Source organism: Enterobacillus tribolii, from assembly GCF_003363015.1.
In the GTDB taxonomy this organism is placed as follows: domain Bacteria; phylum Pseudomonadota; class Gammaproteobacteria; order Enterobacterales; family Enterobacteriaceae; genus Enterobacillus; species Enterobacillus tribolii.
The window spans coordinates 295022-319493 of the sequence record NZ_QRAP01000004.1; the positions used below are offsets into that span (position 1 = coordinate 295022).

General features: G+C 56.9%; 20 protein-coding genes. 5 read left to right on the plus strand and 15 right to left on the minus strand.

Features of this window, described 5'->3' with window-relative positions:
• Positions 1–4: 4 nt before the first annotated feature.
• Positions 5–688 (minus strand): ABC transporter ATP-binding protein, encoded by a 684-nt coding sequence (locus C8D90_RS10700; RefSeq protein WP_115458431.1) that lies wholly within the window; start codon positions 686–688, stop codon positions 5–7.
• Positions 689–1536: 848 nt separating this feature from the next.
• Here C8D90_RS10700 and C8D90_RS10705 point away from each other — a divergent pair.
• On the plus strand, positions 1537–2055 hold the full coding sequence (locus C8D90_RS10705; RefSeq protein ID WP_115458432.1) for a ClbS/DfsB family four-helix bundle protein: 519 nt from the start codon (positions 1537–1539) through the stop codon (positions 2053–2055).
• Between the two features lie 78 nt (positions 2056–2133).
• Here the strand turns inward: C8D90_RS10705 and pflB are convergent, their stop codons facing one another.
• From pflB to C8D90_RS10760, 11 genes are all read right to left on the minus strand, one after another.
• Complete coding sequence (gene pflB, locus C8D90_RS10710; RefSeq protein WP_115458433.1) at positions 2134–4431, minus strand: formate C-acetyltransferase; 2298 nt, start codon at positions 4429–4431, stop codon at positions 2134–2136.
• A gap of 61 nt (positions 4432–4492) precedes the next feature.
• Positions 4493–5701 (minus strand): propionate kinase, encoded by a 1209-nt coding sequence (gene tdcD / locus C8D90_RS10715; RefSeq protein ID WP_115458434.1) that lies wholly within the window; start codon positions 5699–5701, stop codon positions 4493–4495.
• Between the two features lie 121 nt (positions 5702–5822).
• Positions 5823–7154 (minus strand): threonine/serine transporter TdcC, encoded by a 1332-nt coding sequence (tdcC, locus tag C8D90_RS10720; RefSeq protein ID WP_115458435.1) that lies wholly within the window; start codon positions 7152–7154, stop codon positions 5823–5825.
• Positions 7155–7179: 25 nt separating this feature from the next.
• Complete coding sequence (gene tdcB / locus C8D90_RS10725; RefSeq protein ID WP_115458436.1) at positions 7180–8172, minus strand: bifunctional threonine ammonia-lyase/L-serine ammonia-lyase TdcB; 993 nt, start codon at positions 8170–8172, stop codon at positions 7180–7182.
• A 425-nt stretch (positions 8173–8597) separates the two neighbouring features.
• On the minus strand, positions 8598–9329 hold the full coding sequence (locus C8D90_RS10730; RefSeq protein ID WP_115458437.1) for a phosphoadenylyl-sulfate reductase: 732 nt from the start codon (positions 9327–9329) through the stop codon (positions 8598–8600).
• Positions 9330–9405: 76 nt separating this feature from the next.
• Positions 9406–11136, minus strand: a complete 1731-nt coding sequence (cysI, locus tag C8D90_RS10735) for an assimilatory sulfite reductase (NADPH) hemoprotein subunit (RefSeq protein ID WP_115458438.1) — start codon at positions 11134–11136, stop codon at positions 9406–9408.
• Complete coding sequence (gene cysJ / locus C8D90_RS10740) at positions 11136–12938, minus strand: NADPH-dependent assimilatory sulfite reductase flavoprotein subunit (RefSeq protein ID WP_115458439.1); 1803 nt, start codon at positions 12936–12938, stop codon at positions 11136–11138. The genes cysI and cysJ overlap by 1 nt, the downstream gene beginning before the upstream one ends.
• A 196-nt stretch (positions 12939–13134) precedes the next feature.
• A complete protein-coding gene (locus C8D90_RS10745; RefSeq protein ID WP_115458440.1) occupies positions 13135–14184 on the minus strand; it encodes a fimbrial protein in 1050 nt (349 codons plus the stop codon).
• An 8-nt stretch (positions 14185–14192) separates the two neighbouring features.
• The gene (locus C8D90_RS10750; protein ID WP_115458441.1) at positions 14193–16784 is read right to left on the minus strand and encodes a fimbria/pilus outer membrane usher protein; all 2592 of its coding nucleotides are present in this window, start codon (positions 16782–16784) and stop codon (positions 14193–14195) included.
• 14 nt (positions 16785–16798) lie between these two features.
• The gene (locus C8D90_RS10755) at positions 16799–17485 is read right to left on the minus strand and encodes a fimbrial biogenesis chaperone (RefSeq protein ID WP_115458442.1); all 687 of its coding nucleotides are present in this window, start codon (positions 17483–17485) and stop codon (positions 16799–16801) included.
• Positions 17486–17542: 57 nt separating this feature from the next.
• A complete protein-coding gene (locus C8D90_RS10760) occupies positions 17543–18070 on the minus strand; it encodes a fimbrial protein (RefSeq protein WP_115458443.1) in 528 nt (175 codons plus the stop codon).
• A gap of 631 nt (positions 18071–18701) precedes the next feature.
• On the opposite strand from C8D90_RS10760, the gene queD reads away from it, so the two are divergent.
• Positions 18702–19064 carry a 6-carboxytetrahydropterin synthase QueD gene (gene queD, locus C8D90_RS10765; RefSeq protein WP_115458444.1) on the plus strand — a complete coding sequence of 121 codons (363 nt, stop codon included), beginning with the start codon at positions 18702–18704 and terminating at the stop codon, positions 19062–19064.
• A gap of 160 nt (positions 19065–19224) precedes the next feature.
• Entirely contained in the window at positions 19225–20439 is a 1215-nt protein-coding gene (alaC, locus tag C8D90_RS10770) for an alanine transaminase (protein ID WP_115458445.1), read from the plus strand.
• 45 nt (positions 20440–20484) lie between these two features.
• On the opposite strand, the gene C8D90_RS10775 is transcribed toward alaC, so the two are convergent.
• Positions 20485–21621: a 3-phenylpropionate MFS transporter gene (locus C8D90_RS10775; protein ID WP_196238505.1), complete on the minus strand. Its 1137-nt coding sequence runs from the start codon at positions 21619–21621 to the stop codon at positions 20485–20487.
• Between the two features lie 338 nt (positions 21622–21959).
• On the opposite strand from C8D90_RS10775, the gene C8D90_RS22100 reads away from it, so the two are divergent.
• Positions 21960–22109 carry a hypothetical protein gene (locus C8D90_RS22100; RefSeq protein ID WP_162844390.1) on the plus strand — a complete coding sequence of 50 codons (150 nt, stop codon included), beginning with the start codon at positions 21960–21962 and terminating at the stop codon, positions 22107–22109.
• On the opposite strand, the gene C8D90_RS10780 is transcribed toward C8D90_RS22100, so the two are convergent.
• Positions 22076–22876 (minus strand): CDP-diacylglycerol diphosphatase, encoded by an 801-nt coding sequence (locus C8D90_RS10780; protein ID WP_115458447.1) that lies wholly within the window; start codon positions 22874–22876, stop codon positions 22076–22078. The genes C8D90_RS22100 and C8D90_RS10780 overlap by 34 nt on opposite strands.
• 16 nt (positions 22877–22892) lie before the next feature.
• Complete coding sequence (gene queE / locus C8D90_RS10785) at positions 22893–23564, minus strand: 7-carboxy-7-deazaguanine synthase QueE (RefSeq protein WP_115458448.1); 672 nt, start codon at positions 23562–23564, stop codon at positions 22893–22895.
• A 195-nt stretch (positions 23565–23759) separates the two neighbouring features.
• Here queE and C8D90_RS10790 point away from each other — a divergent pair, with 195 nt between their 5' ends.
• On the plus strand, positions 23760–24353 hold the full coding sequence (locus C8D90_RS10790; protein WP_115458449.1) for a HutD family protein: 594 nt from the start codon (positions 23760–23762) through the stop codon (positions 24351–24353).
• The last annotated feature ends 119 nt before the right edge of the window (positions 24354–24472 follow it).

The following is a 24472-nucleotide window of genomic DNA, read 5'->3' on the forward strand; positions in this document are numbered from 1 at the left end:
TTTCTTACCCCGCATCCGGACGGCTGACGCTGCCGTCGTGTACCTGATAAAGGTCGTCGGCCTCCGCGATAACCTGCGGATCGTGAGAAGAAAAGACCACCGTCACCGCCTGTTCACGCTGTAAGCGGCGCAGCAGTTGCAGAATCGCGCGGCCGGTTTTGCTGTCGAGGTTGGCGGTTGGCTCGTCGGCCAGCACCAGCGCAGGGCGGTGAACCAGCGCCCGCGCGATGGCGACCCGCTGCCGCTGACCGCCGGAGAGCTGCCCCGGCAACGCATCCGCTTTATCCTCCAGCCCGACGCTTTCCAGCATTTCCATTACGGCGCGTTTACGCTGGGCGATGCTGCTGCGTTGCAGGATCAGGGGGATTTCAATATTCTCACGCGCAGTCAGCACCGGGATTAAATTGAAGTTCTGGAAGATAAAACCAAGGTGGCGGGCGCGGAAAGCGCTGCGCTGGTCGTCATTAAGGCGGCTCATTTCCTGATCGGCAATCACCAGCCGCCCGCTGTCAGGGCTGTCGATACCGCCGATAAGGTTGAGCAACGTGGTCTTTCCGCTGCCGGATTGCCCGGATAACACGGTAAAACGCTGTGGGGTGACGTTAATATTTATATCCTTGAGCGCGTCTACCCTGACCTGCCCTAACAAATATGTTTTGCAGACATCCTGCATTTCTACTGCCCACATTTTTATTCTTATTCCTTTTTATAATAAATCTTTTTATTCAGGTCGTTATAAATACGAACAAAAAATACCGTCTATAATAGTCACCGTATAAACAATCGACACTGTCAATGCTGTGTATTAAAGGCATTACTAATTTTTATTTTAGAAAATATCACCGCAAACAACCTACGGTCAAGACTGCCAACAGATTGATAAACTCCTATAAATATTAAATTTGGCCCCCGAAAATAAGAATAATCTTTAATCATAGGGTGTTTATCCCCTTTCATTATGAAAAATGGTTAAGGGTTATTCCCGATACACTGTTGCCGCTATATTAGCCACTGACTTCACGGCAGAGCTCATACAATCCTGAAGAATTAAAACCCCGGAATAGTGGGCGAAAGTCAGCAACCATCTGAAACAGGCAGGACATATCATTCTTTCTGAAATACTCTGCGAACAACGCATCTTGCCTCTGGAAATATAAAAAAAATAGGATTATTCATTGTGAGTCGCTAACAACAAATACAGATTACCCCTACCTTTTTAAGGAAAAAGATTAACACCGGGCAATATTCTGATTCGCATCCAGACATAAAGACATTAATATAACCAATGCTACTTTCTTATTAAGAATCTCTTCTTAACAAAGCGTAATTACATAGATAAAAGACTTTCGCCATGGAAGGAAATGTTATTTTATAGCTTATTATTCTACCAGCTACCATAAAGGCGAGTGATGAATCGAAAATCATCGCGGTATTTGTTGTGGCGACGGGCGTTTATCGGTTATTTTTTAGCGGAGCATCACTGTAGCCGACGCATAACACCGTCCGGATGGCTCACTTTACAGAGAGGGATCGATAATGGGCGTGCCGCAAACCAAATCAGAGTTACTCCTTGCCATCGACAAGAACTTCAACAAACTGTCTGGCTATCTCAATGCTGTTCCTCCCGGACTTACCAGCGCCAAATCAATGGCAGGGCATGTCAGGGGCACCACGATGAGCGTGCACAATCTGGTTGCTTACCTGCTGGGCTGGAATACGTTGCTCGCCAAGTGGATATATCTGGACGAAGAGATGGAGCCCGTCGATTTTCCGGAAACCGGCTATACCTGGAGCCAGCTCGGGCTGCTCGCGCAAAAATTTTACGCGGACTATGAGGATATGGAATTCGGCATCCTCATCAGTAACCTCGGGGCGGCCAAAAAAACAATCGTCAGCCTGATTGAGGAACGCAGCGACGAAGAACTCTATGGCATGTCCTGGTACGGCAAGTGGCCCCTGGGAAGGATGATTTCATTCAACACCGTGGCCCCTTATGCCAATGCCTGCGCAAGGCTGCGGGCATGGGCCAAAGAAAACGGCGTCAGCCTGAGGTAAGGCTGCCGCCGTCATAGGGTAAACGGCATACCGGAGAAAGCTGCATCACGCCCCCTCCGGCTTGCGCGACGGGCGAACTCAGAGCGCGCTGGTAAACGTTCTGGCAATCACGTCCTGCTGCTGCTCCCGCGTCAGCGCGTTAAAGCGCACCGCATACCCCGAAACCCTGATCGTCAGGTTCGGGTATTTCTCCGGATGCGCTACCGCATCCATCAGCATTTCCCGGTTCATCACGTTGACGTTCAGGTGCTGGCCGCCCTCTACCCGCTCTTCTTCATGGTGGAAATAACCGTCTAGCAATCCGACCAGGTTATTCTTCCGCGCCTGCTCTTCTTTGCCCAGCGCGGCGGGCACGATGGAGAAGGTATAGGAGATCCCGTCTTTCGCATATTTGAAGGGCAGTTTCGCCACCGAAGAGAGCGACGCCACCGCGCCCTTGCGGTCGCGGCCGTGCATCGGGTTGGCGCCCGGTGCGAACGGCGTGCCGCCGCGGCGGCCGTCCGGGGTATTTCCGGTTTTCTGCCCGTACACTACGTTGGAGGTGATCGTCAGGATCGACTGGGTCGGCACCGCGTTACGGTAGGTCGGCAGCGCCTGAATCTTCTTCATAAAACGTTCGACCAGATCGCAGGCGATGCTGTCCACGCGATCGTCGTTGTTGCCGTACTGCGGGTAGTCGCCGCTGATCACGAAATCCACCGCCAGCCCGTCGGCGTCGCGCACCGGCTTCACTTCGGCGTACTTAATCGCCGACAGCGAGTCCGCCGCCACCGACAGCCCGGCGATGCCGCAGGCCATGGTGCGGTACACATCGCGATCGTGCAGCGCCATCAGCGACGCTTCGTAACTGTACTTGTCGTGCATGTAGTGGATCAGGTTCAGGGCGCTGACGTACTGCACAGCCAGCCAGTCCATAAAGCCGTCCAGGCTGGCCATCACCTTGTCGTAATCCAGCACGTCGTCCAGCATCGGTGCGGTTTTCGGGCCGACCTGAATCTTCAGTTTCTCATCCACCCCGCCGTTGATGCAGTAAAGCAGCGTTTTCGCCAGGTTGGCGCGCGCGCCGAAGAACTGCATCTGTTTGCCGATCACCATCGGGCTGACGCAGCAGGCGATAGCATAATCGTCGCTGTTGAAGTCCGGGCGCATCAGGTCATCGTTTTCATATTGCAGGGAAGACGTGGCGATAGACACCTTGGCCGCATAGGCTTTGAACGCGCGCGGCAGCGCTTCGGACCACAGAATCGTCAGGTTCGGCTCCGGCGCCGGCCCCATGGTTTGCAGCGTATGCAGATAGCGGAAGCAGTTTTTGGTGATCAGCGTGCGGCCGTCCAGCCCCATACCGCCAATCACTTCGGTTGCCCAGATCGGATCGCCGGAGAACAGGGAGTCGAACTCCGGGGTACGCAGGAAGCGCACCATGCGGATCTTCATGATGAAGTGATCGATCAGCTCCTGCGCCTGCACTTCGTCGATCCGCCCGGCCTTCAGATCGCGTTCAACGTAAATATCCAGGAACGTCGCGGTGCGGCCCAGCGACATGGCGCCGCCGTTCTGCGATTTCACCGCCGCCAGATACGCGAAGTAGGTCCACTGTACCGCTTCCTGCGCGGTTTTCGCCGGGCGGGAAATGTCGCAGCCATAGCTGGCCGCCATGCGCTGGATCTGCTGCAGCGCGCGGCGGTGCTCCGCCAGTTCTTCGCGCAGGCGGATCACGTTCTCCAGATCTTCGCCCCTTTCCAACTTCGGTTGCAGATCGGCGAACTGAAGCTCTCTTTCGCGGATCAGGTAGCTGATACCGTACAGCGCCACGCGGCGGTAGTCGCCGATGATGCGTCCGCGGCCGTAACCGTCCGGTAAGCCGGTCAGTACGCCGGATTTGCGGCAGCGCAGCATTTCCGGTGAGTAGACGTCGAACACGCCCTGGTTGTGGGTTTTGCGCAGATCGGTAAAGAAATACTCAAACTCCGGGTCCATTTCGCGGCCATACGCCTCGAACGAACTGCGGATCATATTCACACCGCCGAAGGGGTGCAGCGCGCGTTTGAGCGGCTTGTCGGTTTGCAGCCCGACGATCTTTTCCAGCGCTTTCTCGATATAACCCGGCGCATGGGCGGTGATGGTGGTGGCGACGTTGGTGTCGAAATCCACCGGCGCATGGGTGGCGTTTTCGATACGAATGCCTTCCATCACCTTTTCCCACAGCTGCGCGGTCGCCGGCGTCGCGTCGGCCAGGAAGCTTTCATCGCCTTCATACGGCGTGTAGTTGTGCTGGATAAAGTCTCTGACGTTGATGCTTTGCTTCCAGTCAGCGCCTTTAAATCCTTCCCAGGCTTCAGCGTAATTCGTGTCGGTAATATCCAGATCGAGCTTCATTGCAAAAACTCCCTCGGTAAGGTTTTTATCTTTTACTTCAGTTTTTACTTCAGTATCGGGTTCAGGCGAATTCCACGTGCGGAACCGCGTTGCTGACGCGAATGGCGTCCAGCGCAATCATTTTTTCTTCGTTGGTCGGGATCACGGCGGCCATCACCGGCGATGACGCCTGGCTGATAATCCGCTCGCCGTGGCTGTTCGGCAGCGCGTTTTTCGTCTCATCGACCCTCACGCCGAACACCCGCAGATGTTCCAGCACCAGGCGGCGGATCAACACGGAGTTTTCACCGATGCCGCCGGTAAACACGATGGCGTTCAGCTGCTTCAGCGACGCGGCGTGGCCGCCGATATGACGGGCAATGCGGTGCACAAAAGCGTGGATCGCCAGGCGGGCGCCTTCATGCCCGGCGTGATAGGCCTTTTCCAGTTCACGCAGATCCGCCGACAGCCCGGACAGGCCCAGCAGCCCGGATTCTTTATTCAGCATGCGTTCGATGTCCGTCATCGACTGGCCGGTTTTGCCGGCAATGTAGGCCAGTGCGCCGAAATCGACGTCGCCGCTGCGGGTGCCCATGATCAGCCCTTCCAGCGGCGTCATGCCCATTGAGGTGTCCACGCTTTTGCCGTTTTGCACCGCGCAAATGGACGCGCCGTTGCCGAGGTGGGCCACGATCAGCCCCACATCGCCGTGGGGCATTCCCGGCATGGACAGCGCCTGCTGTGACACGTAACGGTGGGACGTACCGTGGAAACCGTAGCGGCGCACACCCAGTTCATCCAGATAGCGCTTCGGCAGCGCATAAACGTATGCTTCCGGCGTCAGCGTCTGATGAAAGGCGGTGTCGAACACCGCCACCTGCGGCAGACTGGGGAACAGATGCCGCGCCGCCTCCACGCCGTTCAGGTTGGCGTAGTTGTGCAGCGGCGCGAGCGGGGAAATTTCGCGGATTTTCTCCACCACCTCATCGTCCAGCAGCACTGCTTCGCTGAACAGGCTGCCGCCGTGGGCGATCCGGTGGCCGATTAATGCAACGGATTCCATCAGGTGACGTTTTTCCAACTCGGCGGCGATGGCCTGCAACGCGGCGTCATAAGTGCCTTCGCACAGCGCCAGCCGGGTGTTTTTATTCACCTCCAGAAAGGCATTGTCGCTGCCGATGCTGTCGGCGGTGCCGGACAGCAAATCGTCGCCGTTCATGGCGTCCAGCACGGAAAACTTAACGGAAGAAGAGCCGCAGTTAATCACCAATACAACAGGATTCTCTTTCATCGAATTGCTCCGCTCCCCCCCGGCGCCGCACGGCGTCAGGGTAGAGGAATGAATGTCAGGATGGATGAATGGTTCCGGGCTGCGCTGTGATGGCGCGGCCCGGTGTATTACGCGGCCCGGATTAGAACAGTTTGTAAACGATGTTCAGGATAGTCAGCAGACCGATGGCGGTAACGAAGATGTTCTCCGCTTTACCTTTGAAGGGCTTCAGCGCCGGGACCTTGTGAATCGCATACATCGGCAGCAGGCACAGCAGGGAGGCGATGATCGGCGCGCCCATGGCTTCAATCAGGTCCAGGATGTTCGGGTTAACGTAGGCGACCAGCCAGGTGGAGCCCATGATGAAGAGCATGCTGACCGAGTTCAGTTTGCCTTCGGAAACTTTGGTTTTGTCCCCGTGGTATTTGAACTTCAGGATCAGGCCGTTCAGACCTTCCAGCGTGCCCAGATAGTGGCCGAAGAAAGATTTGAAGATGGCGACCAGCGCAATCAGGGAAGCCGCATACTCCAGCGTGGTGGCGAAGGTAGACTTCGAGCCGGCCATGGAGGAGAAGTGGTTAGCCAGATAAGAAAGCACCGGAATGTTCTGCGCTTTGGCTTCGGCCATGTTCGCCGGAGAAAGGGTAAACAGGCAGCTAAAGGCGAAGAACATCACCACCGCCACCATCAGCATGCTGGCGCGGGAGATAATCTGAGAACATTTCTTCTCGGTGAATTCCCGGCCGTAATCCCCTTCGTACTCTTCGCGCTTAGACACCACGAAAGAAGAGACGATCGGCGAGAAGTTGAAGGAGAACACCATGATGGAGATACCCAGCCATACGGTGACCAGGATACCGTCGCTGCCGCCCAGGGTGATCGCACTCAGGTCAACCTGGTTAATGGCGGAGGCGTTCCAGTAAGGGATCAGCGACAGCGAGATCAGCACCAGGCTGGCGATAAACGGCCATACCAGGTAACTCATCACCTTCACCATCAGGTTCTTACCGAAGAAAATGACGAACGCCATCAGCAGCAGCAGGAACAGCGAGACGAAGCCGCGGTTCAGCGCCGGCAGTTGCAGCTGGTTTTCCCAGAAAGCCATGAAGGTGTTGGTGATAGTGACGCCATAAATCCACAGTAGCGGTAAAATCGCGAAGAAATACAGGAACGTGATGACCACGCCGCCGGTTTTGCCGAAGTGCTCCTCCACCGTTTCCGTAATGTTACCGGACGGATTACTGCCGGATAAGCACAGACGGGCCAGCGCGCGGTGGCACAGGAAGGCTATCGGATAAGCCAGGACCAACATGATTAAGATAGGGATCAGCCCGCCAAAACCTGCGCGTATCGGGAAAAAGAGCACCCCGGCGCCGATAGCGGTGCCGAATAACCCCAGAGTCCACGTCGTATCCGACTTGCGCCAGGCTAATCCTTTGCTCTGACTGGAAGCAATCGCATTATCCAAACTCATTTGTATGATTCCTTAAAAAAATATTTTAGTGAATATTGTCCGGGCCGGTAATTTGTGATACGCGCGAGAGGTCAATATTTCCTCCGGAAATGATACTTACGGTTTTCTTACCTTCAATATACTTTTTAAGTTTTCCGCTTAATAAAGCAGCAGATGCTAGAGCGCCTGCGCCTTCCGTGATGATCTTATTGCGCTGAATAAGATCAACCATGCTGTTCCTGATTTCGTCTTCGCTGACCAAAACAATGTCGGTCACTAATTCCCTGACAATTTCAAAGGTTAAATTTCCCGGTCTGGCAACGTCACATCCGTCGGCTAATGTACCGCAATGACGATGATTGGTTATTTTTCCAGCATAATAAGATGCCGCCATACCATGAACGTTTTCAGATTGCACCCCGATAATATTAATCGTCGGATTTATGGATTTAATTGCCACCGCCACACCGGCGATCAGGCCGCCGCCGCCGATTGGCACGATGACGTTATCGACATCGTATAAATCTTCAATGATTTCAAGGCCAATTGTTCCCTGACCGGCAATAACCTTTTCGTCGTCATAGGGCGGGATAAAGATTCTTCCTTCTGTTTCAACTATTTCGCTGACCTTGGAAATGGTATCGTTAAAGTTATTTCCATGCAGGATAACCTGGGCCGAATAATCGGTGGTTGCCGCGACTTTAGACTTTGGCGCACCGCTCGGCATCACGACCTTACCATTAATTCCCAGCATCGCGCAGGAGAGTGATACTCCTTGTGCGTGATTACCCGCAGAGCATGCGACAACCCCTTGTCTTTTCTCTTCTTCGCTTAATGAACTTAATTTGTTGAAGGCACCGCGTATTTTAAAAGAGCCGGTGCGTTGCATATTCTCAAACTTAAGATAAATCTCGCCTTTACAACGCTCACTTAAATAGTTTGAGCGCGGTTGTCCGGTTTTATATACGCGTCCGTTCAGCCTCTTCCTTGCATCAGTAACGTCATGGATAGTTAGTGGTAGGTTATCGTAGGTTTTCATCGCAAATCCTTTGTAACAGTCAGCTAACACAGGATATCTGTCTTTCAGTTGGCGGCATGGTAGGGAAGATGTTCTGCTAATAATGTGACCAGCCCGTCAAAAAACACGCGATCGTTTTTAACTCTTCGGGGTTAATTATCAATTTGCTACACAGTCGACATTTTATTTATTTCGAATTAGAAAATGTAATGCGAAAAAGAGGGAAAAGACAAAATAACTAAGGCATAAAAGTGTAATAAGCCCCTGCACCAAAGCATCAGACAATATTAATACCTGTCCGCCACATACAATTGGATATCAATGCATTTACTTAAATTTAATCAATTAAACAATTCAGAAAAACAACTCACATTAGTGAAATAAATGCGCAGACTAACTAACGGGGAAGAAAGGAAGGATAAGGGCCGCAATGGCCCTTAAAAAACTTATTCGTGCAGACCGCATTCTCGCTTCAGGCCGAAGAAGCGGGTTTCCTCTTCCGCCATCCCCGGCTCCCATTTACGGGTGGTATGCGTGTCGCCGACGGAAAGATACCCCTGCTCCCACAGCGGATGGTAACTCAGGCCATGCTGTTGCAGGTAACGATAAACCTGGCGATTGTCCCAGTCGATAACCGGGAGAAACTTAAAGACGCCGCGCTGTATCGCCAGCACCGGCAGCGCGGCCCGGCTGCCGGACTGTTCACGGCGCAGGCCGGCAAACCAGGTTTGCACCTCCAGCTCACGCAGGGCGCGGTTCATCGGCTCGACTTTGTTGATGTCGTTGTAACGTTCGATCCCTTCCACGCCCTGCTCCCACAGCTTGCCGTAGCGGGCTTCCTGCCAGGCCGGGGAGATCACGGCGCGGTAGATTTTCAGGTTCAGGTTCAGGCGTTCGGTCAGTTCGTCGATGAAACGGTAGGTTTCCGCAAACAAATAGCCGGTATCGGTGAGGATCACCGGGATGCCGGCGGACTGGCGGCTAACCATATGCAGGGTCAGCGCGGCCTGAATGCCGAAGCTGGAGGAGACGGCAAAGTTGCCGGGCAGGTTCTCCAGCGCCCAGGCGATACGGGACTCGGCGGAAAGTTTTTCCAGTTCGGCATTCACGCCGGAAAGCGCTGCCGTCTGCTCCGGCTTGGGGAGAGCCGCCAGCTCAGTGAGATTCAGCGTTGACATGGGTAGCTCCGGTTACGGTTTTCGTGGGTTTCGCCGGGTTCCGGCCAACGGTATGGCCGGAACCCGCGCTGCGCGGTCAATCGTAGAAGTCCACCGCCGGGTCCATCACCGGCCGGATGATCCCGGCGCGGATGGTGAAATCGCCGAAGCCTTCGCCGTCCTGGCGCTCCTGGCTCCAGCGGCCGATCAGGTCGTCCAGCAGCGTCAGAATCTCCGCTTCGGTGATGTTTTCCCGGTACATACGAGGGATGCGCGTGCCGATCCGGTTTCCGCCCAGGTGGAGGTTATAGCGGCCCATCGCTTTGCCGACCAACCCAACCTCCGCCAGCAACGCCCGTCCGCACCCGTTCGGGCAGCCGGTAACGCGCAGCACAATATGCTCTTCTGCAACGCCGTGACGCTGCATGATCTCTTCCACGTTGGTGACGAACTCCGGCAGGAAACGCTCGGCTTCCGCCATCGCCAGCGGGCAGGTCGGGAACGAGACGCAGGCCATGGAATTTTTGCGCTGTTCACTGACGCTATCGTCAATCAGGCCGTGCTCGCGCGCCAGGCGTTCGATTTCAGCCTTGTCGGCCTGCGCCACGCCCGCCACGATCAGGTTCTGGTTCGCCGTCAGGCGAAAATCGCCCTTGTGAATGCTCGCTATCGCTGCCAGACCGCTCTTGAGCGGCTTGCCCGGATAATCGAGAATGCGGCCGTTTTCGATAAACAACGTCAGATGCCATTTATTATCCACGCCCTTCACCCAGCCGATGCGATCGCCGCGGCCGGTAAATTCATAGGGCCGAATCTCTTCGAAGGTGATGCCGGCCCGTTTTTCCACCTCGGCGCGGAAGCGGTCAACGCCCACCCGCTCCAGCGTATATTTGGTCTTGGCGTTTTTACGGTTGGTGCGGTTGCCCCAGTCACGCTGGGTGGTCACCACCGCTTCGGCAACCGCCAGCGTGCTCTGCAACGGAATAAAACCCAATTCGCTGGCGGTGCGGGCGTAGGTGGACTTATCGCCATGGGCGATAGACAGCCCGCCGCCCACCAGCACGTTAAAACCGATCAGGTTGCCTTTTTCGGCGATAGCGACAAAGTTCAGATCGTTGGCGTGCAGATCGACGTCGTTTTGCGGTGGGATCACCACCGTGGTCTTAAATTTACGCGGCAGATACGTCGGGCCGAGGATCGGTTCTTCATCGGTCGTCGCCACCTTTTCCTGATCCAGCCAGATCTCCGCATAGGCGCGGGTGCGCGGCAGCAGATGCTCCGAAATCTTCTTCGCCCACTCCCACGCCTGTACGTGCAGCGCCGATTCAACCGGGTTGGAGGTGCACAGGACGTTACGGTTAACGTCGTTGGCCGTCGCCAGTGCGTCCAGCCCTAGCTCATGCAGCATCTGGTGCACGGGCTTGACGTTCGGCTTCAGAATGCCGTGAAACTGAAACGTCTGGCGGTTGGTCAGGCGGATGCTGCCGTACAGCGTTTTCTCCGCCGCGAATTTGTCGATCCCCAGCCACTGCGCCGGCGTCATGACGCCGCCCGGCAGGCGGCAGCGCAGCATCATGGCGTGACGCGGCTCCAGCTTCTGTTCGGTACGCTCGGCGCGGATGTCGCGATCGTCCTGCTGATACATGCCGTGAAAGCGGATCAGCAAAAAGTTGTCGCCGTTGAATCCGCCGGTCAGGCCGTCATTCAAATCTTCGGCAATGGTGCCGCGCAGGTAGTTACTTTCCCGCTTCATGCGCTCGGCGTCAGCCAGCGCGCCCTCGACCACCAGCGGACCGGCGTAACGGGGGGTTGCAGTTTTATCGTTCATCAATACACATCCCGCTGATAACGGCGCTCAACGCGCAGCTCACTTAAATATTCATCGGCCTGCCCGGCGTCCATTGCGCCGTGCTGGGCCACCACGTCCAGTAATGCCTGTTCAACGTCCTTCGCCATGCGGTTGGCGTCGCCGCAAACATAAATGTGCGCGCCGTCCTGCAACCAGCGCCAGACGTCGGCGCCCTGCGCCCGGATCTTGTCCTGGACGTAGATTTTATGATCCTGATCGCGCGACCAGGCCAGATCGATACGCGACAGCAGCCCCTCTTTCACGTAGCGCTGCCACTCGACCTGGTAGAGGAAGTCTTCGGTAAAGTGCGGATTGCCGAAAAACAGCCAGTTTTTCCCCGTCGCGCCCTGCGCTTCACGATGCTGCATAAAGGCGCGGAACGGCGCGATGCCGGTGCCCGGCCCGATCATGATGACCGGCGTTTCCGGGTTGGCCGGCAGGCGGAAGTTGTCGTTATGTTCAATGAACACCCGCACTTCGCCGTCTTCTTCCAGCCGGTCGGCCAGAAAGCCCGACGCGCCGCCGCTGCGCGCACGTCCGTCAATCTCGTAGCGCACGACGCCGACGGTAATATGCACTTCGCTGCCCGCTTCTTCCTGCGATGAGGCGATGGAGTACAGGCGCGGCGTCAGCGGGCGCAACAGGCCGGTAATTTGTTCTGCGTCCAGCTCCGCCGGGGCCTGGCGCACCATGTCCACCAGCGGCGTGGTTTGCGCATATTGCTGCAGCTGATGTTTATCCGCCAGCAGCTCGATCAGCGCGGCGTCGCGCGACAGACCGGCATATTTCTCGACGATGGCGGCGGTGTTTTGCGTCAGCTCGAAGTGGTCGGTCAGCGCCTGCGCCAGCGTCATGCTCTGGCCCTTCACCGTCACCGGCTCGTCGCCCTTGCGCCACAGCAATCCCAGCAGCTCGGCCACCAGTTCCCCGTCGTTGCGATACCACACGCCCAGCGCGTCGCCCGGCTGGTAGCGCAGGCCGGAATCGCCGAGGTCGATCTCCAGATGGCGCACGTCTTTGTCCGAGGCGCGGCCGGTAATTTTCTGCCGCGCCGCCAGCGTCGCGACGAACGGCGCTTCTTTGCTGTAAGGCGAGCTGTCGAGCACGTCAACGCTGCCGCTGAGGCTGCCGGAAAGCTGGGACGGCGTGGCCTGCGGCACCCGCTGTTTCAGCAACGCCACCACGCTTTGACGCCAGCCGGCGGCGGTTTCCTGATAGTCCACATCAGCGTCGGCGCGATCCAGCAAACGCTCCGCGCCCAGTTCCGCCAAGCGGTTGTCGAAGTCTTTCCCGGTCTGGCAGAAGTTTTCATACGAGGTATCCCCCAGCCCCAGCACGGCAAACGCCGTACCATCAAGGCGCGGCGCCTTTTTGGAGAACAGGAATTTATGCAGCGCCACGGCTTCTTCCGGCGGCTCCCCTTCCCCCTGGGTGGAAGCGACAATCAGCAGCAGGCTTTCTTTGTCGATCTGTTTGAATTTGTAGTCGCCGGCGCTGAACAGCGTAACGCTCAGCCCTGCGCCGCTCAGATCGTCCCGCAGTTGCTCCGCCACCCGCCGGGCATTGCCGGTCTGCGAAGCGGAAATCACGGTGATCGCCGCAGCGGGCGCAGGCGGTGCCGCCGGTGACGACGTTCCCGGCTGTTGATTGACAAGCCCCCAAAAATAGCCGGAAAGCCACGCCAGCTGCGTGGGCGAGAAGTCTGCCGTCGCGCTTTGCAGCCGCGTCAGTTGCTCCGGCGTCAGGGGAAGCGGAAAACCGGGAGGTGCCTGGGTCGTCATGGCGGTCGTGGTTCCTTTATGCGTTATCGGTATGGAAAGGGCGAATTTTTATGACAGAGTATCGGCAGGCATAGTAACAATTAAATAAGTGATGGAAATAACAAATAGCGAAATGCACTAAGCAGGTTTAGCGTTAATCGTTAACGGAAAAAGTGGTTAAGCGATGCGGGCCGGGTGGCCCGCAATGGAAGGGAAATTACTTGAAGGTCACGTCTACGTTGGCCGTGGCGGTGAACGGACCGATTTTCGGCTTGTCGCTCAGCCACTTCAGGTTCGCCATAAACCCTTTCTCCAGGCGCGTGGCGTCGCCGGTGATCAGGCCGATATCTACCGCCGTTTTCATCTCGATCGGCCTGGCGGTGCTTTCCGGCTGTGAGAGGTAGATACCGAAGCCGGCGTCCGGCGACGGCAGAATCGTGGTGGCGCCGTCCAGCGAATAGGTGGTGCTGAAGCTGGCCTGCAGGGTCTGGCCCTGACAGTCGCCGCCGACGCCCTCGCCGCTCAGGTTGGCGACCACGCTGAAGGGGACGCTTTTCTCCAGCGCGCCGGGGTTGGCGTTTGAGGCGGGAATGCGGCCGAAGTCCACGATATTGCCCTGGTTCGCTTCAACGCTGATGGTCGGGTTGCAGGCGATAAAGCGGATCAATCCCAGCCCGGAAATGTAGGCGTTAAAGTTGGCGTTGGGCGTGCTGGTATTCAGACCGCCGACGCCGTCAACCTGAAACATCGAGTAAGAACCGGTCGAATCAATCTGCCCGCTGGCGGGCGGCTTCACGCCGGTCGCTTTGATAAACACCGAGTAGGATACCGTCAGGGTCTGAGGTTTTGCCGTACATCTTTTCCCGTTCGGACAGCCCGGGTCCCGGATCGTCCCCGGCCCGATTTTCAGCTTGGGCGATGACTTCGGATCGTAATCGACACCCTGATACGTAATGCCGATCGACAAAGACGGGTCGATTTTCTGCATGTCTTTTTTGGGGTCCCAGTAGAAGTAGGCGTCCTCCCCCTGAGGGTATCCGTCGGTATCTCTGCAGGTAAACTGGGAGGTGAAAACCGGCGAGCGCCACAGCACCGTGCCGGTCTGCAGGTTCCCGGTGGAAACGTTGATCGGCTGATCCAGCTGGATGGTCTGAACGGTACCCCAGGTATCTGAGCTACAGGAAAGCGCCAGCGCATGCGCGCTGAGGCAGACGGCGAAGGCTGCCAGAATCCGCGGCAGATTGCGGAAAGACGGTAAAAAGCGCATCACGGTTCCTATCGGTTGCAGGTTAATGAAATTTCGCGGTAGCCGGTCGTGGCGGCGTCATCGCCGAGGTCGCCCGGCATGGTCAGGCGGCAGTGATGTTCGCCCCAGACCACCTTCAGTTTTTCACCGGGTTTGATGCCGGAAACATAAACGTCGCCGTTCAGCCCGACGGTGCCGCTGTTGCGCCCCGCTTCGTTAAACACCACCGCGCCAATCGGCAGCGTGTCGCCGTTCGCCATGCGGGTGTGAATCAACAGGCTGTGGCCGGTGTAGGTGTCGAATGCCACCCGCACGATGGCTTTTTCCGTCGGCACCACATCCTGGCTGGCGATGGGGACATCCAGCCCTGCGCCGATGTCCTGCGTGCGCAGCGCCACGCGGTTGTAGCGGTACGGCGTCGCCGACGGCAGCACCGCGTAGCCGAAGCGGTCAATCGCCACGCCGGGCTGATTTTCCAGCCGCACGCCGCGCGCGTTTTTGGCCTCCACCAGCATGAAGGTGTTTTGCAGCGGCTGGGAAAGCGTGACGCCGCCGCTGTGCACCAGTACGCCGCCGGCCAGTCCGATGTTTTCCTGTTGATAGCGGTTGCTGTAGCTGTAGCCGCCGCTGACGTTGCCCATGCTGCCGCGATAGTCGGCGTTCAGGCCGCTGGTCTGCCCGGCGGAATGGGTATGGCCGGTGTACAGCGAATAGCTCAGGCGCCGGTCGTCCAGCAGCGAGCCGCTGAGGCCGGTGTTGTAGCTGTCGCCGCTCTGGCGTGAATGCATCGCGCTGGTGTTGACGGTGATCTGCTCCTGGTCGTGATCGCCGAAGTTAAACGGCACGGAGAGCGTGAAGTTAACGCTGCGATCCGAGTAGCCGTACTGGCTGCGCGTGTCCTGAACGTACAGGCCGTAGCTGATGCGCTTCACCGTGTCGCTGAAGCCGAGCTGCACGGTGCGGTCGTTTCCGCCGTAGCCCCAGTAGGTCTGGCGGCTGACGTTGGCGTACAGCCGCGCGCCCGGCCACAGGTTCTGGGTAATCGCCAGTTCAACGCGTTCCCGTTTGTTGTTGTAACGGTTGGAGTAGTAGTAATGCTTGCGTGAGTCCGCCCAGTCGGGAATGCCCTGCTGGCCGTCGTTCGGATTCTGGTATTCGTTGCTGTAGTAGCCGTTGCGCCAGCGGTCGCGTTCCGCCACGGCGTCGGAGAAGTCGTAATAGCCCGACGTCGCGTAGCGGTAACCGGCCAGGCGGAAATCGGTGCCCATGCTGTTAAGCGATTTGGAATAAAGGAAACGGTAGCTCTGGCCGCGTTTGTTGCCGCCGCTGGCCAGCTCGGTGTCGGACACCGAAGCGTCAACCGACACCGCGCCCCAGCCGCCCAGGCTTTTCCCCACCCCGGCCACGGCGGAACGGTAGTGTTCCGCCATGATCACCCCGCCGTAAGGCGTGAAGTCGTGCCCCACCCCGCGCGCCACCGTCGCCTGCAGAAACGTCGGCTGGTACTGGCTGGTGCCGTCGTGGTATTTCCCGGCGGTCAGTTGGTAGTTCCAGATCCCTTCGCGCAGCATGTTCGCCACGGAGGAGAACGGCACGGTGAACGATTTTTTCGTGCCATCGGCTTCGTTGACGGTGACGCTCAGATCGCCGCTGTTGGTGCTGGGATAGATATCATGAATGCTGAATGCGCCGGGCGCGACGTTGGTACTGTAAATCACATAGCCGTTCTGGCGCACTTCCACCCGCGCGTTAGTCAGCGCCACGCCGCGGATCACCGGCGCATAGCCGCGCAGGCTTTCCGGCAGCATCTGGTCCACGCTGGAGAGCTGCACCCCGCGGAACTGAAAGCTGTCGAACACCCGGTTATCCGTGCTTACCTGCCCGGCCTGCAAGCGGCTGCGCAGGGAAACCAGATCCGTTTCAGCCCACGAGGAGATGTTTTTCCAGCGGGCGCCGTAGCCGCTCTGCTTGCTCATGGTCGCGTTGTTACGCAACCGCCAGCGCCCCAGGTTCAGGCCGCTGTTCAGCGACAGAAAGGAGAATTCGGAGTCGTTGTAATCGCCGGATTTATAGTCGTTGCGGTTGTAGCTGAAGTTATAGTTGGCGTAGAGCGCGTTGATGCCGTTGTCATACAACCGGGGAGAGATCGCCCCCTGCGCACTGACGTCCATAAACGCCTGCGGCACCGAGATATCCACGCGCTGCACGCTGACATCATAGCTGATTGTCGCCCCGCTGATGGCCTTATCCAGCGCCAGGCACTGTTCGTTGGCCGCCAGCGGCGCGGGCAGGCGGATGCCGTAACCCGCCAGCGATTCCCGGCTGAAGCAGGGAATGACCGGCTTGTCCGCGCTCTGCCGGCGGAACGTGACGTCACGGTGCTCTGTCAGCGTGCCGTTCAGATAGATGTCGAACGGGTAAGTGCCGGGCTGGACGGCGTCGCCCTGCGCCACCGCCTGTGCCGCGTTCATGTTGTCACTGCCGTGAATGAACGACATGTTGAAGTCATCCGCCCGTGCCGCCCCGCAATACAGTGAAGAGGCGCAGGAGGAGAGAATGGCCGCCTGAATGATGCGGCTGAGTTGGGTTTTTCTTGGTCTGCGTGCGCAACGATATGCCATGATATTCCCGTCCGTTATTTTATTGGCGCATCGTTAACATCCGTGTGACCGCCGTAGTCGTTGATATAGCTGAAGGAAATCGTGCCGCCGACCACCGCGCCGGCAGGAATGGCAACGCGTATGCGTTCGCCGGGGGCGACCATATCTGACGTAACGTTCAGCCTTTTGCCCTGGCTGTTCCTGAAGTACACCGTGCCCAGCGTGACGAACATCGGCCCGTTATTGGCCGCCACCAGGTCGTTGCCCTGACGTTGCCAGGTCAGCGCCTTCGCCTGTTCATCCAGGGTGGTTTTCATTTCTGACGGGCGGTAAAAAAGTTTGATGCGGGTACGGACCGCGATTTGCAGTACGTTTTCTTTCTTCGGGGCCGGCGGAATTTCCTGCACGTTGATCCAGAAAATGGATTCCCGATCCCGTGGCAGGCCGTTGCCGGAGTAGATGAACCGTAAGATGGCGTTTTTCCCGCCGTCCAGTTTCAAAATCGGCGGCACGACGACCACCGGCAGCCCCTTCGGCATCTGGCTTTTGTCGCCGGTGTCCAGCCAGGTTTGCACCATGTAGGCGTCCGTTCCGTCATTGTGGATGGACAATGAGGAGGATTTTTCCGTTGAATTGTAAATAACGCGGGTGGCGTCAACCTGAATGCCCGCAATGCCGCTGCACGAAAACAGCATGGTTAAGGCGAAAAAAATCTTTTTCATTGTCATCTCTCAATAACGCCGCGGGCCGTCCGTGGCCGGTTGATATCCGTAAGGCGATTATTTGTACTGAATGGTGAACTGACTGGTGGCGTTAGCCTGACCCGGCGTTACGGTGTCCTGGAAGGAACGGTAGCGGGCCTGCAGGTTAAAGGTGGCTTTACCCGGGTTGTCGCCGTCGGCGGCAACGGTAACGTAGGCAGTGTCAGACGGATCGTTGGCAATCGGGAAGTGGCTGCCGTTGTTATCCAGAATTTCGATACCTACGCCGGTAGCGCCGCCGGTGACGGACAACAGATCCGGACGGCCGGCTACGGTATTGCCGTCAAAGCGCAGGGTGTAATCACCGGCTTCGCATTTTTCCAGTGAAATGGTGAAGGCTTTGGAGCCGCTGGTAGATTCCGCTTTCGGGAACGCAGTGACCGGGTATTTGCCCAGCTCAACGGTTTTATCCTGGTCGCCGCTGCTCACCTGGCAGGTAGATTGAATAATTTCGCCATTGAAAGTCACCGTGCCGTTGGCGGCCATGACCTGGTAGCTGGTTGCAGACAAAATAGCCGCAACAACAGGAACAAATACTTTATGCATTGTTTACTCCACTTATCTTATGCAGTTCATTAGCACGATAATTTCGTGCATATTGATTAACAACGTCATACCCGTTTTCAGGCAATATCTGTTCCCGGCGAATTTATGAATACCGCCGCGCTAAAGACATTAAGCCTGACAGGCTTTGATGTTGATAATAATAATTACGCCGCTCTTCCCGGTTAATTAGAAAGCACGCTAACCAGAATTTCCCGGCATAGTCAGAAACAAACTTATGATTGATAATAAAGAGAAAAATCTCATTAGGACTTTTCTCTTTGATTTTAACGTGCGCCAGTCCCTTACTATTTACATGAAAGAATAATATGACAACTTTGGTTACATCAGCGGACGTATTCTGCGCCCTTTGTTAATAAAGTTCAAATTTACGCTCAATAAAAATTACTATTTTTAGGTAGGATTTTTCTAGTTATATAATTCATTAATAAAAAAATAAACTTTAATTAACGATAAAATTCCGGCTAAAATTCTTAATAATACCGGAGCGTCGAATGGCATTAAGAAATTAACCGGCAAGCCGTCGTTTTCAATTACTGCCTCTGCCCGACTTCCGCCCATTACGGCTTTCCGGTAGTATGCGTGAGCTTTTTTCCTTACCGAGATTGCCGTTATGACCACCACCCTGTTCAAAGATTTTCAATTCGAAGCCGCCCATCACCTTCCTCACGTTCCCTCAGGGCACAAATGCGGCAGGCTGCACGGGCACTCCTTTCTGGTCAGGGTCGAAGTGACCGGGGAGGTCGATCCGCATACCGGATGGGTGATCGATTTCGCCGAGATTAAAGCGGCATTCAAGCCCATTCTTGACCGTCTCGATCATTACTACCTGAATGACATCCCGGGGCTGGAAAACCCGACCAGCGAAGTGCTGGCGCAGTGGATCTGGCAGATGCTGAAACCCGCCCTGCCGTTGCTCAGCGCGATAATGGTGAAGGAAACCTGTACGGCGGGATGCACCTACCGGGGAGAGTAACCCGGCAAAAGGCGTATCCGGCGCAAAGAAGGTAACTGCCCGTAACGCGGTGAAAAATTCTGCTCGACAGAACGGCGGCGTTCCCCTATTTTCTGTAAAGGCCCCGCATGGGCCAGCGTCGCTCGGACGGTTCCGGGCGCTAACGTTTACAGAGGACACCATGACCGATTCCCGTAATCCGCGTCGTTTCACGCGCATTGATCGCCTTCCCCCTTACGTATTCAACATCACTTCCGAGCTGAAAATGGCGGCGCGCCGGCGTGGCGAGGACATCATCGATCTCAGCATGGGCAACCCGGACGGCCCGACCCCGCCGCACATCGTGGAAAAATTATGTACCGTGGCGCAGCGTGAAGATACCCACGGTTACTCCACTTCACGTGGCATTCCGCGCCTGCGGCGCGCAATCTCCCGCTGGTACGCCGACCGCTATCAGGTGGAGATCGATCCCGACAGCGAAGCCATCGTCACCATCGGCTCCAAAGAGGGGCTGGCGCACCTGATGCTGGCGACCCTCGACCACGGCGACACCGTGCTGGTGCCCAACCCCAGCTACCCGATTCATATTTACGGCGCGGTCATCGCCGGAGCGCAGGTGCGCTCGGTGCCGCTGATTCAGGGCTGCGATTTTTTCGCGGAGCTGGAGCGCGCCATCCGGGAAAGCATTCCCAAGCCGAAAATGATGATTCTCGGCTTTCCGTCCAACCCGACGGCCCAGTGCGTCGAGCTGGATTTCTTCGAGCGGGTTATCGCCCTGGCGAAGCAGTATGATATGTTGGTGGTGCACGATCTGGCCTATGCGGACATCGTGTACGACGGCTGGAAAGCGCCTTCCATCATGCAGGTGCCCGGCGCCAAGGATATCGCGGTAGAGTTTTTCACGCTGTCCAAGAGCTACAACATGGCGGGCTGGCGCATCGGCTTTATGGTCGGCAACGCCGGGCTGGTGGCTGCGCTGGCGCGTATCAAAAGCTATCACGATTACGGCACATTTACGCCGTTGCAGGTGGCCGCCATCGCCGCGCTGGAGGGCGATCAGCAACCGGTGCGTGACATCGCGGAACAGTACCGCCAGCGGCGCAACGTGCTGGTGAAGGGGCTGCATGAGGCGGGCTGGATGGTAGAAATGCCGAAGGCGTCGATGTACGTCTGGGCCAAAATCCCCGAACCTTACGCGCATCTGGGATCGCTGGAGTTTGCCAAAAAGCTGTTGGCCGACGCGAAGGTGTCCGTCTCCCCCGGTATCGGGTTCGGCGATTACGGCGACGACCATGTGCGTTTCGCCCTGATCGAAAATCAGGACCGCATTCGCCAAGCCGTGCGCGGCATTAAGGCCATGTTCCGCCACGACGGGCTGATCAAGCCCAAAGCGTAATAACGCCCTGCGGCGCGCCCGGCAAAACGGGCGCGCATTTCTCCTTTATGCCGGACGGGGGCGGAAGAACAACACCGGCACCACCACCACAGCCATGGCGAAAAACATGGCGCTGCCGTAGTTTTCAAACAGAAAGCCTGCCAATACCGTCATCAGCGCTACACTTCCGCCCATGCCCAGCGCGGAATAGACCGCCTGCAAACGGATCACGTCGCCGCCCTGCCGCGCAGAAATAAACCGCATCGCCGCCAGGTGGCAAACGGTAAAGGAACCGGCGTGCAGGATCTGAATCAGCAGCAGCCAGCTCAGTTCCGTGCTCCAGCCCATCAACCCCCAGCGCACCAGGCTGCAAACGGCGGACAGCAGCAGCAGGTTACGCACCGACCAGCGGCGGAAAACGCGGTTGCTGAGGGCGAACACCACGACCTCCGCCACCACGCCAAGCGACCACAGGTAACCAACGGCGGAAGCGGAATAGCCGGACGCCTTCCAGTAAATGGCGCTGAAGCCGTAGTACCCCGCGTGCGCGCCCTGCAACAACGCCGCGCACAGCATGAAGCGCCATACGGCCGGCTCGCGCAGCAACGTCATCCACGGCGTGGTCTGATCCGCTTTGCCCGGACGCTGTTCATCGCGCGGCATATCCCGCGGGCGCAGCATCATACCGGCCAGCATGGCGGCCAGGGAAATGCAGAAAGTATACAGAATCGCCCGGTGGCCGAAGGCGTTCACCAGTTCGCCGGTGACGGCGGAACCAATCACGAAGGCCAGCGATCCCCACAGGCGCACTTTGCCGTAGTCAAGGCCGATCTGCCGTTGCCAGGTGGCCGCCAGCGCGTCTGAAAGCGGGATCAGCGGCCCGTAAAACAGGCAGAAGATAAAGATGACTGCCAGTAGCCAGGCCCAGGCATTACCCAGGGTAAACGCTGCGGCGCCGATTAACGCCAGCAGCGCCAACAGACGCAGCGCGTTAATCAGCGAAGAGGTTTTACTGACCGACGGCGCAATGAACAGGCTGCCGAGAAAACGGGCCACCATACCTGCGCCCAGCAATACGCCGATAGATTCCGGTGAAATCCCTTCCCCTTGCAGCCACAGGCTCCAGAACGGCAGAAAAATACCGAAAGAAAAGAAGTAGGTGAAATAGCTCAGGCCCAACCAGCCCGCAGACGGCAACATGATACCCCCTTTATGTAGAGGCGTTACTTTGACAGAGGCAGCGCAGGCAAACAATCACTAACTTGAATCTGGTTCACATAAAAAAGTTTTTTACTTCATCAGCAAAACGCACAGTTGTGACAAGCGTCACAATAACTCGCTATATAATTCCCTGTGAAATAATGACACACACATCAGGAATAGTTGTTTCCGGTTTGTTCAGTAACGGTAAATATAATAGGAAGCACGTACACTATTTATGGGAGGATGATCTGATTTTTATTCGTTAAGGATAGGAAGGTGAATTAAAACACGTAACGATACCCTCTCAGATAATTCTCTTTTTTTAATAACACCAGACTATGAAAAACACACCAGTTAAAGATATTCTTATCGACATAATAAAGGCCGAAATTACCCATGAATTGTTTATGATTGAGTTCGATCTTCAGGCCGAGAACATGGGCTTCACCCTCAGTCAGGACGATGCCGACACCCCGGATGTCGCCTGACCGGTCAGCAGTTCACAGCGCTTATCCAGTAATGATTCGACCGATGCCCGGTTGCCGGGGTCCAGATCTTTACGCGTCGTCAGAATAATGAAACCCGCCTGACCGTCAAAGGTTGTGGGGATCAAGGCTACACCATAATAAGAAAGGTCTGATGGCGTAAGATGAAATTGCTGCGCAATCAACGGAATCGGATAAATACCCATGGCTGTCGGCTGAATAACACGGCGGGCATAATACGTATGTTTTAATAATTTATCCGGTAACGGACGCCACTGCGCTGAAATATAAGGCCGTTCCGCCAGCAGTTGACGGCGCACGTCTTCACGCAGACAGGTCAGATGGATATGTAATTGATTCTGACTGCGGCCGTAGGCTGAATTCAACGCCATGCCGAGCATGTCGTCAGGCACCGGCGCGGTGAACTGGCTTTTCAGGAAGTTACGCATGGTCCAGGCATAGCCGAAGTAGTCGGTCTGTCCGGGCGCCAGCAGTTGCGCGCTTTCTATGCCGGCAAGCGGCGCGGTGGGAACCAGGATGAAGTGGTACGGATAACGGGGATTCTGGATCACGCTGAATCCCCGTTCTTTACCCTGCGCCATATAAACCTGACGGCAGGGCGCGGGGTCGCGTTTTTGCTGGTAATTCACCACGCACAGCTTGTCTACCACGCCCCACAGGGCGTCGGAGCGGGCGCATCCGGTCAGCAGCATCACCGCCACCAGCAACAATATGCCGCGTTGCCGCTTAACGCTTCCCTTCGTCCGCATCCGCCCTCTCCTTTTCTCAGGCAATGTTCAGGTATTTGTGCGTCTGCATCGACAGGCGCCAGTTACGCGCAATACAGGTTTCAATACACAGGCGGGTCGCGCTCTCCTTCTGGCTGACGGGTTGCAGGGCAATCACGCGCCCCTTGTCGTCATTCAGCGTCGCCAACAACGCGTCCAGATCGTCGATGTCACGCTGGCGCGCCACCGGATGCTTGATTTCGTCGGCGCGTTCCAGCGCCTGCGCCAGCACCTTCAGCCCGCCGCGCATGTTCACTTTCGGCGACACCGTAACCCAGGTGCCGTCGGAACAGCGGATCTCATGGGTGCCGCTGGTTTCTATCTGGCAGCGAAAGCCCTGGCTTTCCAGCTGTAACGTCAGCGCAAGCAGATCATACAGCGCCGGCTCCCCGCCGGTGATCACCACATGCCGCGCCATGTAGCCCTGACGCCGGATGATGTCTGCCAGCTCCGCCGGCGACGCGGCGCCCCAGGCGTCGCTCTCCGCGCTTTTCGTCAGAATCGCCTCCATGCCGGTTTCCTTCTCTGCCAGCCGTTCCCAGGTATGTTTGGTATCACACCAGCTACACCCGACCGGGCACCCCTGCAAACGAATGAAAATGGCCGGTACGCCGGTGAAATAGCCTTCCCCTTGCAGGGTCTGAAACAGTTCATTAATCGGATACTGCATGAAGTTCTCGTGTAAAACATATAAGGATGAGATAAAGGAGGGTAAGTATAATACGCCGGCCGGATGGTGTCTGTTTGAACGGCACGGCAATATGGTCTAAACCCAGAAGACGGGAACACTAATTTCGCCACGGCGGAGGCTTCTCCGCCACAGATTGATTTTCGGGCCGCGCCCGTCTGAAAGGATATTCAAACGATGAGTCAATGGCAGATCAAACGACAGGACACCTACTCCGTTGAACCCGGCGTTCCGGGCGTGGAGAATGTCTATGAAATCCTGCGTACGGAGTCGCCCACCAGCCGTAATCTGCGCTGGCGGCTGGCGCGGGTGGATATCGCCATGCCATTCGTTTTTCCGACGCGCGGCGGCTGCCAGCATATTTTGTCGGCGCTGGAAGGCCGGATCGCGCTGACCATCGACGAGCGGGAAGCCGCGCCGCTGGCGCCCTGGGAAATCGGCCGCTTTTCCGGCGACAGCCGGGTCGCCTGCCATCCCGCTGACGGCCCCGTGCGCGGTCTGAGCCTGTGTTACGATCCGCGCCATTACGGCGCCCGCCTGCAATGGAGCACCATCCGTCCGGACGCGCCGCCGGTCCGCTGCCACGCCAGCACCATCATTCTGTTTTGCGCTCTGGGCGAAGTCACGTTGATTCCGCTCGGTTCACAGGAAGCCCTGACGCTGCACGCCGGCGACAGCGCGGTGCTGGTCACCCCGAACCCGCAAACCCACAGCGTAACGCTGCTCGGCGGGGGGCATGTGGGCGTATTCGAACTGACCGCCTTTCAGTGACCACGGCGCAGAAAACGGTTATTGTTCTGATGCGCCCATTTTTTCATAAATTCGCTCGTGGTTCCGTCAGGAAATTAGTTAGACTTAATGGAAACTGGTGCGGTATTCACCGCCCGATT